We start from the raw sequence: 12,119 nt of genomic DNA, 5'->3' as shown, positions 1-12,119 counted from the left end.
AAAGTCAGCAATTTCCTGATGTGTTCAAAGGCTTACCCCATTATCTGACGATTCTTGTATGTTTTCAGCCAGTTGGCATGAAGCAGGCAGCGGCCTTCAATTGCGCGCAACTTGCCGAAACTACGGGCGCTGGGGACATGGAAACACGTGCGTTTCGGTTGACGCGTTTACGCCGTCTGAACGGACGGGCTGCTGCCCGGGATCAGGATCAGTTGTATCGTGGCTTTGAGACATCGCCGGTTATGATTGCGATACGCTCAAGTGATGCCAAGAGCTTTGTGCTGTGGCCGCCTTCGCACAAGAGCATGCAATTGGTTTCTGCAACCCCCCGAGTTCCGCGGCGGATGCTCTGCAGAGCCAATATCAGATAGCGTTCTTCATCTGTTATGCCCTGCGCGCAGTTCACGCAGTGCGGGTTTGTATACCTAAACGCCCGAATCCGACTTTTGCGCATATCATTCAAGGCTATCAGCACTGCGTTTGCGATGGTTGCGCCAAAAGGAACAGGAAACACCTGTTCAGCGTGACGGAATGCGTCGATCCATGCTTCGCTCTGCGGTTCGGAAAACGCCAGAAAGAAGTAGCGTGAAACGTGCAGCACATGTTTTTCAAATTCATCGAAACCGCAGCTTGAAACCGTTTGCTGCTTAGCCATCCGCGAAGCTTTGTTGCGCTGAGGTCCGCGCGATGGTTGTGAAATCGGCTCCATGTGCGCTTCCTTGCCAAACCATGAAAAAGTCGCCTGGCAGGGAAACCGAGGAAAAGCTGGGCGCGCCTTTCCTGACTATAATAGTAGGAATATGTCAAGGGGAATGGATCATGAGTCTTGTGTAAAGTCGAAATTACTGCTTGGCTGTGAACGACAAGGCCAGGTTTTCCCAGCTAGCAGAAAGATACTAACAGGGAAGCCGCCATGTCTGACGCCAGCCGTTCCAACGATCCGATCCTGGAAATCAAGAGCCTGTCGATTGAATTGCCAAAGGGCGCCGACCGAAAATACGCGGTTGAAGATGTGACACTGACGCTGAAACGCGGTGAAGTTACCTGTATTGTCGGTGAAAGCGGATCAGGCAAGTCGGTGATGACCAGTGCCATCATGAACGATGTGCCGCCCCGTCTGCGCGTGAGTGCTGGTGAGGTTCTGTTCGACGGGCGCAACGTGCTGCATTTTACTCAGTCCGAGCTGAATGAAATCCGCGGCGCAAGAATCTCGATGATCTATCAGGAACCCATGGCAGCGCTGAATCCGTCGATCAAAATCGGCGCGCAGGTAGATGAAGTTTTCAAGCTGCACAGGCCCGAGATTTCCAGAGTGCAGCGCAGAGCAGAGACGCTGAAACTGCTTGAGCAGATGAAGCTGCCCTCACCGCCCCGGATCTACGATAGCTACCCCCACCAGGTCTCGGGCGGACAATGTCAGCGGATCGTCATCGCCATGGCATTGGCGTGCAAGCCAGACATTTTGATTGCCGATGAACCGACCACGGCGCTGGATGTCACGACGCAAAAGGAAATCCTGAACCTGATCAATGATCTGAAAGAGCTTTACGATAACGCGACCGTCTTTATCACGCATGATTTTGGTGTGGTGGCAGATGTAGCCGACCGCGTTGCTGTCATGTGTTGGGGTAAGGTTATCGAACAGGGGACCACACAAGAAATCCTGATGCACCCCAAAGAGGATTACACAAGGCTTCTGGTTGATGCGATGCCGCTGCTAGAGACTGTTCGATCTCCTGATCTGACGAGAAACGACCCCGCTATTGTTGAAGTGAAATCACTGCACAAGGTTTATGGTACTGGATCCAAGCAGGTCCATGCGCTCAACGATGCCAGCTTTGCTTTGCGACGTGGCGAAACTCTGGGGGTTGTGGGTGAAAGCGGGTCGGGAAAATCCACGCTTGCCAAGGCTCTGATCCGATTGATTGAGCCGACTGAAGGGGCGGTCATAGTCAAAGAACACGATTTTCTCGCCTTGCAGGACCAGTCACTGCAACAGGCGCGACGCGAAATACAGATGATTTTTCAGGATCCGTACGGGTCGCTTAATCCCACGCAAACCGTTGGGAACATTATCACGCGCGGACCGACCCTGCAGGGCATGAGCCAGCGGGAGGCCAAAGCCAAAGCGATGGAGTTGCTGGACCTCGTCGGTTTGAAGCCCGAAGCGTATTATCGCACCCCGCGCAATTTCTCGGGTGGTCAGCGTCAGCGCATTGGCATTGCCCGCGCGCTGTCGATGAACCCGGATGTTGTGATTGCTGATGAATCTGTCTCAGCGCTGGACCTGTCGATTCAAAAACAGGTACTGCGCCTGATGAACGATCTGCAAAAAAAGTATCAGATGGCCATCATTTTCATCACCCATGATCTGAGGGTCGCTGCGCAAATTTCTGACTATATCACTGTGATGGAGAAGGGCGTGATGGTCGAGTTTGGTACTGCAGACGAGGTATTTAACGCGCCCAAACATGAATATACCAAGAAGCTGCTTGATGCAGCGCCTGGTCGCGATTGGCATCCCCCACGCCTGAGCGTTGAAGAGGCAACGCAGATCGCGCAGAGTATCGAAAGAGTGTGACCCTTTCCGAGTTGAGTATATTGTTTTTGCGAAGTTAGGGATCGTTGAGGTCGGCGGTTGGGATCGGCAGTTCCAGACCTGTTTTCTTGCGCCCCATCACGACGGAAGTTCGAAAGCGCCGGACATTTGAGTTGTTGAAGAAAAGACGTTTTGTCAGCGCTTCAAAATCCTCCATGTCGATTGCTGTGCAAATCAGGCAGAAATCGGCCTCACCCGTTACGTAGTAGCATTGCTGAACCATCGGCTCGGTCTGAATGCATCGGGTGAACGCATCGATTTGATCTTGGCGTTCGCGTTCAAGTTCGACCATCACTACAAATGTCATATGAACGCCGATCTTTTTGGGATCGATCACAGCAACTTCTTTCGTGATCATGCCTTTGTCGCGCAAAGATCGTAGCCGTCGCTGCACCGACGCTACAGACAATCCGGTTTCGGCTGCCATCGCTTCCAGCCCACGCCTCGAGTCGGTCTGCATCAAGTCCAAAAGCTGTGCGTCATGCTTGTCCATCGAGAGGCTCCGGTATTTGACGAATTGTCGAGAAAAATTCTCGCAAAATACGTCAATGGTGATCAGATAATATCAGAACTATTCGATACCGTCGTGTTCATGGAACAGAGAATCACACTAGACCCCGAAAAACCGCGTGCTCTTTGGCGGATGAACTCCGTTTACAGGCCGACCCCGTTGGACAGTTTTGAATACGGCGGCAGAACACTTTTGGTCAAAGATGAGACCGCACGTATGGGGTTGGGCGCGTTCAAGGCGCTGGGTGGGATCTATGCCGTGGCGCAAATGATTGCGGACAAGGCGGGTATCTCGGTCGCGCCCGAGGGCTATAGCAGTGACGACTTTCTTCGAACCGCTGAAGCGATGACTTTCGTGTGTGCCAGCGCAGGTAATCACGGGATGGCGGTCGCAGCAGGTGCCGCGATGTTTGGTGCCAAAGCGCGTATTCACCTCGCGGAGACAGTACCCGAAGCCTTTGCAACTCGGCTGCGCGAAAAAGGTGCCGAGGTTGTTAGATCAGGCGCAGATTATGAAGCCAGCATCGCCGCCGCGATCGAGGATTCCGAGGCCAGTGGTGCCGTCCATTTGGCTGACGGATCGTGGACCGGATATACCGAACCGCCCCGTCTGGTGATGGAGGGCTATACCGTTATGGCTGAGGAGATGCGCGAAACCTTTGAGGCAACAGGCAGTTGGCCCAGCCATGTGTATCTGCAGGCTGGTGTTGGTGGGCTGGCTGCGGCAGTCGCTTACATGATCCGCTCATCATGGGCTGTACAACCACGTATTCTTGTCGTTGAACCCGATGCCGCGCCGTGTCTACGCGAAAGTGCGCGGGCAGGACAGTTGGTGACGGTTTCGGGGCCGACTTCGAACATGGGCCGTCTGGACTGCAAGACGCCATCGATGCTTGCGTACGAGATTTTGCGTGATGCAGCAGATGAATGGTTGATTGTGACAGATGCCGAGGCCGAAGAGGCCGTGGGCAAAGCAAGGGAGATGGGGTACTCTACAACGCCTTCCGGAGCAGCAGGTTTAACGGCATGTCTGGCTGGTGATGCCCCTCGTCCTTTGGTGATCTTGTCAGAGCGTGGATTGGATGACGACTGATTTGACGCCGTTTGTCTGCGATGGGCGCAAATGCGACCATTGTAGTTCTGACATTTTGGACCACTGCCCCGGTTAACGACGAGAGCGTGTTCGGTCGGTAAGCATCCCGGTGGCGCCTTACTGGAAACCAGCCTTTTTGAGGCCTTCGACAAAGTGCTGGGTGTCCTCAGGGCGCCGATCCGGCTGCACGTTCTCCCAACGCTTGAGCGAAAAATTCGGATGCGCCTTGCGGTGCCTGTCGGCAATATCCCGGGCCGCGTCCAACTTGCCCATATGTGCGAAACTGGCCGCCAGAAGGCGCTGCCCCTCGGTCGGGTTGTTCATCTTGCTTACATGCTGAACAGTCTGAGAGTATTCCTGAAGATTGAAGTACGCTCCGGCAAGATGCCACAAATATTGATCCGGAAAGTAGGGATTGAGCCGCATGGCTCGCTGCAGATATTCAATTGCCGTTTCATTTTGCCCCGAATGTGCCATCGCATCAGCATAGTCTGAGTGCATGTCCGCGTCATTGGGGTTGAGAGACAATGCCCGCTTGTAAGATTCGATCGCTGCGTCGTGTTCTTTGCGATAGAGATGCACGTAGCCCAGCTCGCCAAAGCCTCTGGCATCCGTGGGGTCCAACTCTACCGCGCGCTGCGCATAAACCAGTGCCTTGTCGAGCGCGGTGTCGGGGTCAGTGGTCCAGGAGTAGCGCCAGTCGATGTTCAGGGTTCGTGACAAAGCGGCTGCGGCGCGCGCGTATCTGTCGTCGCGCTCCAAGGCGGATTCGTAACAGCTCTGAGCTATCCGGTTGTCGTTGCGCGTATATCTGAAAATATAGTGCTGCCCCTTGAGGACCTCTCCGTAAGCTGCGAGGTTACTAGGCGTGGCTTGGACCATCCTCTTGCGCTCATGGGATTCAATCATCACGGCGGTGGAGGCAACAATGCACTCGGTCACTTCATCCAGAATGTCGAAAACGTCGTCGATCTTGCGGTCAAAACGCTCACCCCAAATTGTCCTTTCGGACATCGCATCAATCAGTTCGGCAGTGATACGGATGCGACTGTCCGATCTGCGAACGCTGCCTCGCGCGATGTAACGCACGTTTAGCCGGCGCGCTGCCTCTTTCGGCGACATAGACTGGGTTTTGAAGAAGAATGATGAGTTGCGGGCGATAACGAACAAGTTCCGGAATTTGGACAGGTTCATAATGATGTCATCGGTCAGCCCATCTGCGATCCAACTGTCTGCCTCGTCATTACCGGCGCTGGTGAAGGGCAGGATCGCTACGGAAGGGATGTCCGGACGATCCATCAATTCTACTGGTGAATCAGGGCGCAAGGTTGCGGCCATGGTCGCCCCCTCGGCCTCGCTGCGCACGCAATAGGTCGAAATTGGCGACAATATGTTCTTGAGCTGTTTCGGTCCGAGGAACTCATAGCCGTAACGCAGCCGATTGCAGACCTGTTCATATACCGCTGCACTGACATAGACACGCTCGGGTTCTGCGATCTCCTGCAGCCTTGCTGCGATATTAACGTTGTCACCATGGATACCGCGTTCGTCGATCAGGATTTCCCCAAGGTGAATGCCAGCGCGGAACTTGATCTTGTCATTTTCCGTGCGCGTCCTGTTGTGCTGTGCAGCAATTCTGTGTAGTTCGATCGCAAATTTGACGGCGCTCGTGGCCGTTTCAAACAGGGCAAGAATGCCATCGCCCCGAATTTCTATGACATTGCCCTGATAATGCGTACAGGTGGCTTCGAGCTGTGACAGGAGGGACTTCAATGAACTGTAGGTGTCCAGTTCATTTTGACTCATGAGCCTTGAGTAACCGACGACATCGGCAAACAATACGGCGCCAAGTCGTTGTCTGATCAATGGTCCAGAATTGGTGTCGTTCACGGTCGGTACTCGATTAGCACTTTGCTTCGATCATATAGGCTACGGTATGGCTGCACGCTGTTCCCCCAAGATGGACTGCTAGTTTCAGTCGTTTATTCGCGCTCGGCACATTGCGGCGGCCAGGACCAGGCCGCTGACGCGTCCGGCCCAATGGTGATTATTGTTTCCGAACCCAATTCATGCGTCAATTCCTGACGCTTAACCCTCCATTCCTCCTGCAGAATACCAACAGCCACCATGTCGTGAAACTGTCCGTTTGCAAACCAGGCTTCTCGCATTTTGCCTTCGACCTGACATCCTACCCGGCTGACCAGATCGCGGCTGTTGTGGTTATCAGCACGATAGTACGATGTTACGCGATTCAAGCCCAATTGTCTGAAAGCAAAATCCAGAACCAGACACAGTGCTCTGATCCCGACGCCGCATCGCCGGATTGATTTATCGATGAACAGCGCGACGACAGCATCTCGGTTGATCTGCGATATTGCCTCTAGTCCTATCGCCCCAAGCGCTTCGCCACTGTCGGATTCGATCATGAACCAGCATGTACTATGGTCGATAGGTGTCCCAACAATATTACTCCAGTGCTCCTCCATCTGGCACTGGTTGAGCGGGATGCGAGATTTTCTGTCAAAACGAGCCAGATCTTCCACATCCTGAAACCAGTATGTGATGATCTCCAGATCCGATTTCGTCAACGGGCGCAGTCTGAATGCGCTGGTCGGGGGTTTGGACACAGAAATGACTACCCTCAAAACTCGATTTACAATTAACTATTCGTGCAACAATAACACAAAAAATTCTTGAATACGAAACTGGTAATCTAAAATCGGCTCGATCGCAATCCAGCTCTGATGCAGCGCTTTCTCAGAACACATTAGGTAATATATCAATTCTGTTTTTTGTTGAATCAGGATGTCAACAAATCTTCAAAAATTGAACGTATTGAGCAATCATGAATGGGCGCATGGGCAGGTTTTGCAACGAAAAGTTGACGTTCGCTTTGATTGGAACGCGTCACATGGTGCGAAGTTTACTGCTCACTATTGCCGCTAGGCGACAATACGCCGTCGAGGATAAGCATTTTCAGGCTATCGCGTATTTCTTGTTCGGGGAACTTGCCGATGCTCCAGTGCCGCAATGACCATACCGTACACAGAAAGTACAGATAGTTGGCCATGAGTTCCGTATTCATCGGGCGGAAAATCTGCTGCTCAACGCCCTGATCCAGAATTGTTTGCCAACGCCCCATGAATTTGCGCTCCATGTCGAATACGCGGGCCCGGTTTTCAGCCGACATTGAACGAGTCTCCGAATAAACCAGATTAATGTAGCGACGGTTTTCGCCGATGTAATCGATATAGCGATCCACGGCTCTAATCAGGTTCTGATCTGCAGGGCCCTTAAACAACTCGCCTGTGTCGAAAAAGTCGATAATACCCTGCATGCACATGGTCGTAATCAGATGCAGGATTTCGTCCTTGTCCTTGATGTATTTGTACATCAGGGGAACCGACAGTCCGGATTCCTTTGCGATCTCGCGCATGGATGCGTTTCCGAAACCGTGTTTTGCAATTACTTTGCAGGCGCCTTCAAAGATCTGACGGCGCCGCTCTTCGGCTGTATCAGACAGCGGACGTGCAGGTTTTTCTGGCGGTACTGTGATGGGAGCTGTGCCAACAGCAGACTCTACGGAAAAGGTACAGATCACTTCCATGATGACAGAAGAACTGCCAAGGTTCTGATCGGTCTGAACAATGGAAACGCGAAACGAGTTCAGTGGCGAATCGTCGGGTGAAATTCGGGCTGCCTGCGCCTCGATCTGACCCTGACCAGCTGCTGCCAAATTGGTCGCTGATGCATTGATCATTGTTGATTGCGTCGTGTTTCCCAGGCTCTTTAATTCATCGCGTGCAGCATCGATCGCCAGAGTCAGGCATACGGTATCCAATTGGGATTTCTCAAGAAATTCCTCTACTTGCGATGCGGAATACAAAAACACGCGGCCTGCCTCCTTTGGATCTGACCTGTGGTCAACATCTTGAAATCCCTACCAGATGTCCAGTTAGAAAAATCTGCAATACGCACAAGACGCTGGGGAAGGTGATTCAAGACTTGACGCAAAGAGATGCTGTGTGTGACAGTTAGTGAACGTTCAATAAAACTCCGGGAGAACACCCGCATGAAGTTCAAGATTCTCGCCATTCCTTTCGCGCGTCAGCACGGCGAAGATGTTCAGCTTGCCGGTCGCGACCCCGCGCGATTCAACAAGATGATGACCACGTTGCGGGATCAGATGGTTCTGGCCGAGGAGCTTGGCTACGAAGGTTTCTGTCTGACCGAACACCACATGCAGGTCGAAGGGGTGGAATGCACCACCAACCCGCTGTTCTGGAACATGTACATCGCCCAGCACACCAAGGATTTTAAGGTGGGTCAGCTGGGGATGAACCTGACCGCGATGAACCCGATCAAGACGGCTGAGGACATAGCCTTGCTGGATCACATGACTGGAGGTCGCGTCTTTGCAGGCTTTTCGCGTGGGAACACACCGCGCTGGACCGCAACTATGGGTCAACATTTGGATATCACCTCGGCCGAGTCCGATAAATCCGAGGCCGACCAGCGCAATCGCCGCGCCTTGTATGAGAACTGGCGTCTGATCAAGTCGCTGTGGACCGATGATCTGACCGAGCATCAGGGCGAGTTCTGGAATTTTCCGTCCAATGTGGAATGGGAGTTCAACCCGACGAAGCTGTGGGGCGGTGACAGTCCTGTCGATGAGAACAAAATCCTGCGCAAGTCGGGGATCGTTCCTCGCCCGTTGCAAAAGCCGCACCCCAAAGTCTATGCGCCGTTCTCGTACTCGATGGAAACCGCAAAATTCTGGGCTTCGGAAGGCGCAAAGATGGTGTCCTTTGTGACCGCCGACAAAGAAGAGTTTATGCCGGTGATCCTTGAGAACTGCCTGCAGGCAGCGCATGAAAAGGGTCTCAAAGACGCGACCAATAACGATGTTCTGGCTTTGGGCGCACATCTGATGATGGGCAAGACCCCGGCCAAGACCAAACAGTATCGCGAGATGTTCGATAAGCTTTGGTTCTCGGCCTACGACGCGCCGCCATACCATGTGCCGCTTGGTCGTGTCTGGGATGGCTCGCGTCAACAGGTTCTGGATCAGGTCGGTGAGTTGGCCGAACGTTACCAAATCGATGAGTTCTTTGTCTGGCACCACGTTAACTACTTTGGTGACGAGATCGAACAAGAAGCACTGATCGAATTCGCCGAAGGCGTCATCAAGCCGCTGAACGGGTAAGGAAATATCATGTTCGACCTGCACGAAGTTTATCGGCTGTCGCCTATCGAAGACATTATCGCGGACTGCGCTCTGGGACGCATGGTTATCCTCGTCGATGATGAGAGCCGTGAAAACGAGGGCGATTTGGTAATCCCTGCCACCTGTGCGGATGTGGTGGCCGTAAACTTCATGGCGCGTTTTGGTCGGGGTCTGATTTGCATGGCGATCAGCCCCGAACGGGCCCAGCAGTTCAGCCTAGGGCCTATGGCAGCGTTAAACACCGACCCTCACCACACAGCGTTCACCATTTCTGTGGACGCCAAAGAAGGTACAACCACAGGTATTTCCGCCAGCGATCGCGCGCGAACAATTGCGTTGCTGTCGTCCGATGATGGGTCGGTTGCCGATCTGGTTTCGCCAGGGCACATGTTCCCGCTGGTGGCAAAGTCTGGTGGCGTGCTTGAACGCGAAGGCCATACCGAAGCCGCGGTCGATCTGGCCCGATTGTCAGGGCAGGGCGATGCCGGCGTGATCTGTGAGATCATGAAGGATGACGGTGAAATGGCGCGGCTGCCCGACCTTCTGGAATTCGGGGCTCGTCATGGTCTCAAGGTGGGTACGATCGAAGACCTCAGACGATATCGTCAGAGGTTGCCCGCCAGCAAGGCCGCGTGATGGCAAACTCCCACAGCGTCTCAACACACTCACGACCGAGGACATCCCATGACCGCATTCGCCGAAATCGAAGCCCTGATGCAAGCTTACATCGAAAATCTGCATGATGGGGACATCAGCAAGACCGATCAGATGTTCCTGCCGGAATGCGACCTGTGCTGCGCCAATGAAGACGGTAGCTATGTCCACATGACGCTGGATAATTACAAAGAGCTCATTGGCGGGCGTGAAAGCCCGAAATCCAAGGACTATCCGGTATACGGCCACACAATCTCGATCGACCAGTCCGGCCCGAATACCGCCATGGTCAAAATCGACTGCGCCGTGCAACCCCGATATTTCATCGACTACCTGTCACTGGTCCGTACGGGCGAGGGCTGGAAAATTGCGGCCAAGGTTTATTACGTCCAGCGCACCGAAGACTGATCCCTCAATCTGACCGAGCCAGAATTTTCGCACATGACGGCCCCTTATTCTCAACTTTCGGCGCGTGCGTTGGTGCAGGCCTATGCCCGACTGGAGCTGTCTCCGGTCGAGGTGACGCAGGCCGCTTTGGACCGGATCGCTCAGGTCAACTCAAAGATCAATGCCATATACCATCTGGAGGCAGAGCCCGCGTTAGATGCGGCACGCGCCTCTGAACAACGCTGGTATGATAACGAGCCACAAGGCTCGTTGGACGGTGTTCCAACAACGATCAAGGATGCATTGGATTGTATTGGCATGCCTGCTTTTCGCGGGTCAGCCGCCGGATCCGAGACGATCAGCACCACCGATCATCCGACAGTCGCGCGGATGCGCGAGGCCGGATCAGTCATCCTAGGCAAGAACACTATGTGCGACTACGGTATCCTTGCCGGGGGCGTCAGTTCGAAACACGGGGTCACCCGTAACCCCTGGAACCTGTCACGCACGACCGGCGCGTCATCCTCTGGTGCATCGGCCAGTGTTGCCGCAGGGATCGAGCCTGTTTCAATTGGCACAGATATTGTGGGTTCAATCCGTCTGCCTGCCTCGTATTGCGGATTGGCGGGCTTCAAACCCAGTCAGGGGCGCGTGCCATATTACAGGTGTAACAGCCCGGCCCTGACAGCCGGCCCTCTGGCGCGTAGCTTTGGCGATGTTGCGCTCCACATGAATGTCCTGACAGGCGAGGACACACGCGATTTTTCTGCGTTGGAACGCGAAGACACCAACTATATTTCCCGGTTGTCCCGTTCAGATTTCAAGACAAAATCGGTTCTGGTCGTTCCCGAACTTGGTCTGGGTGCACCGGTAGCTGATGATGTGCGCGTAGCCGTCCTGAAGGTTGCACAAGTGTTGCGTGATTTGGGGGCAGAGGTCACCTATTGCGAAACCGCACCATTCAGCCGTGTCGACTGGGAACCGGCCGAAGCGTTCTATAAGATCCGCACTTTGTCAGAGTTGATGCGCCAGCCTGCGGCTGAACAGGCCAAAACACCTTACATTCGTGACTGGTCCGATGATGCCCGTAGTCTGACTGCGGTTCAGCATCATCGTAACTTCGATCATACGCAGACCTTGCGCGAGCGCGCTCTGGCAATGATGGGAGTGCATGACTTTGTACTGCTTCCGTCGACGCCGGACACCGCGTTTGCGGCCGAACTGCCCGGATCGGATCCTGAAAGGCCCTTTGAAAGCTGGGCCAATACCTTCCTGTTCAATCTGACCGAACAGCCGGTTGCGAGTATCCCGGCCGGGCTGGATCACAGCCACTTGCCGATTGGCGTTCAGCTTGTCGGGCGCAGATATGATGATCTGGGCGTTTTGCAGACTGCCTGGAGGATCGAGCAGGAAATCGGAGAGATGCCCCAAGCCCCGCTCTAAAAACAGCAAACAATACTTCCAACAGTTATGCGCGAATTTCAGGAGGTTGAAGTGACCGAAAAGAGCACAATCCCCGGCCAAATCATGACCATGCCGCTGACCGTGACCAGCATATTTAGAGCGCGTCTGGCTTTATCAGATTCAGTCTTCCCCAGTTTTCTGATCCGTGATTCCATATCTTTGAGCAGATATGGAGGTAGCAGATG

The 12,119-nt window shown here is 53.8% G+C and carries 11 protein-coding genes; 6 read left to right on the top strand and 5 right to left on the bottom strand.

Annotated features, from left to right (window positions below; genetic code table 11):
• Window positions 1–208 precede the first annotated feature (208 nt).
• Window positions 209–709 (bottom strand): hypothetical protein, encoded by a 501-nt coding sequence (locus ACR0CW_RS13805; protein ID WP_480788217.1) that lies wholly within the window; start codon window positions 707–709, stop codon window positions 209–211.
• Between the two features lie 204 nt (window positions 710–913).
• Here ACR0CW_RS13805 and ACR0CW_RS13800 point away from each other — a divergent pair, with 204 nt between their 5' ends.
• Complete coding sequence (locus tag ACR0CW_RS13800; protein WP_480788216.1) at window positions 914–2,581, top strand: dipeptide ABC transporter ATP-binding protein; 1,668 nt, start codon at window positions 914–916, stop codon at window positions 2,579–2,581.
• A 34-nt stretch (window positions 2,582–2,615) separates the two neighbouring features.
• Here ACR0CW_RS13800 and ACR0CW_RS13795 read toward each other — a convergent pair whose 3' ends face one another.
• Window positions 2,616–3,092, bottom strand: a complete 477-nt coding sequence (locus tag ACR0CW_RS13795) for an Lrp/AsnC family transcriptional regulator (protein WP_480788215.1) — start codon at window positions 3,090–3,092, stop codon at window positions 2,616–2,618.
• On the opposite strand from ACR0CW_RS13795, the gene ACR0CW_RS13790 reads away from it, so the two are divergent.
• The gene (locus ACR0CW_RS13790; protein WP_480788214.1) at window positions 3,081–4,202 is read left to right on the top strand and encodes a pyridoxal-phosphate dependent enzyme; all 1,122 of its coding nucleotides are present in this window, start codon (window positions 3,081–3,083) and stop codon (window positions 4,200–4,202) included. The genes ACR0CW_RS13795 and ACR0CW_RS13790 overlap by 12 nt on opposite strands.
• 117 nt (window positions 4,203–4,319) lie before the next feature.
• On the opposite strand, the gene ACR0CW_RS13785 is transcribed toward ACR0CW_RS13790, so the two are convergent.
• The 3 genes from ACR0CW_RS13785 to ACR0CW_RS13775 all read right to left on the bottom strand — a co-directional run bounded on the left by ACR0CW_RS13785 (window position 4,320) and on the right by ACR0CW_RS13775 (window position 8,094).
• Window positions 4,320–6,092, bottom strand: coding sequence for an adenylate/guanylate cyclase domain-containing protein (locus tag ACR0CW_RS13785; RefSeq protein WP_480788213.1), 1,773 nt, complete (start codon window positions 6,090–6,092; stop codon window positions 4,320–4,322).
• A gap of 92 nt (window positions 6,093–6,184) precedes the next feature.
• A complete protein-coding gene (locus ACR0CW_RS13780) occupies window positions 6,185–6,829 on the bottom strand; it encodes a GNAT family N-acetyltransferase (RefSeq protein ID WP_209016347.1) in 645 nt (214 codons plus the stop codon).
• A 296-nt stretch (window positions 6,830–7,125) separates the two neighbouring features.
• Window positions 7,126–8,094 carry a TetR/AcrR family transcriptional regulator gene (locus ACR0CW_RS13775; RefSeq protein WP_480788212.1) on the bottom strand — a complete coding sequence of 323 codons (969 nt, stop codon included), beginning with the start codon at window positions 8,092–8,094 and terminating at the stop codon, window positions 7,126–7,128.
• Window positions 8,095–8,274: 180 nt separating this feature from the next.
• Between ACR0CW_RS13775 and ACR0CW_RS13770 the strand changes: the two genes are divergently transcribed.
• From ACR0CW_RS13770 to ACR0CW_RS13755, 4 genes are read left to right on the top strand one after another with little or no spacing between them, the layout of a single operon-like run.
• Window positions 8,275–9,408, top strand: a complete 1,134-nt coding sequence (locus ACR0CW_RS13770; RefSeq protein WP_480788211.1) for an LLM class flavin-dependent oxidoreductase — start codon at window positions 8,275–8,277, stop codon at window positions 9,406–9,408.
• Window positions 9,409–9,417: 9 nt separating this feature from the next.
• Window positions 9,418–10,065, top strand: coding sequence for a 3,4-dihydroxy-2-butanone-4-phosphate synthase (gene ribB, locus ACR0CW_RS13765; protein ID WP_480788210.1), 648 nt, complete (start codon window positions 9,418–9,420; stop codon window positions 10,063–10,065).
• Between the two features lie 48 nt (window positions 10,066–10,113).
• Window positions 10,114–10,491, top strand: coding sequence for a nuclear transport factor 2 family protein (locus ACR0CW_RS13760; protein ID WP_480788209.1), 378 nt, complete (start codon window positions 10,114–10,116; stop codon window positions 10,489–10,491).
• 33 nt (window positions 10,492–10,524) lie between these two features.
• On the top strand, window positions 10,525–11,913 hold the full coding sequence (locus tag ACR0CW_RS13755) for an amidase family protein (protein ID WP_480788208.1): 1,389 nt from the start codon (window positions 10,525–10,527) through the stop codon (window positions 11,911–11,913).
• Window positions 11,914–12,119 lie beyond the last annotated feature (206 nt).

It is taken from the genome of Ruegeria sp. CH6 (genome assembly GCF_056537005.1).
The sequence above is the reverse complement of the archived record's forward strand: the minus strand, read 5'-3'. Positions and strand labels throughout refer to the sequence as shown.

Excerpts from the sequence above, each read along its gene's own strand:
- ACR0CW_RS13805 (WP_480788217.1), bottom strand. The coding sequence starts at position 709 with ATGGAGCCGATTTCACAACCATCGCGCGGACCTCAGCGCAACAAAGCT.
- ACR0CW_RS13800 (WP_480788216.1), top strand. The coding sequence starts at position 914 with ATGTCTGACGCCAGCCGTTCCAACGATCCGATCCTGGAAATCAAGAGC.
- ACR0CW_RS13790 (WP_480788214.1), top strand. The coding sequence starts at position 3,081 with ATGCTTGTCCATCGAGAGGCTCCGGTATTTGACGAATTGTCGAGAAAA.
- ACR0CW_RS13795 (WP_480788215.1), bottom strand. The coding sequence starts at position 3,092 with ATGGACAAGCATGACGCACAGCTTTTGGACTTGATGCAGACCGACTCG.
- ACR0CW_RS13770 (WP_480788211.1), top strand. The coding sequence starts at position 8,275 with ATGAAGTTCAAGATTCTCGCCATTCCTTTCGCGCGTCAGCACGGCGAA.
- ribB (WP_480788210.1), top strand. The coding sequence starts at position 9,418 with ATGTTCGACCTGCACGAAGTTTATCGGCTGTCGCCTATCGAAGACATT.
- ACR0CW_RS13760 (WP_480788209.1), top strand. The coding sequence starts at position 10,114 with ATGACCGCATTCGCCGAAATCGAAGCCCTGATGCAAGCTTACATCGAA.
- ACR0CW_RS13755 (WP_480788208.1), top strand. The coding sequence starts at position 10,525 with ATGACGGCCCCTTATTCTCAACTTTCGGCGCGTGCGTTGGTGCAGGCC.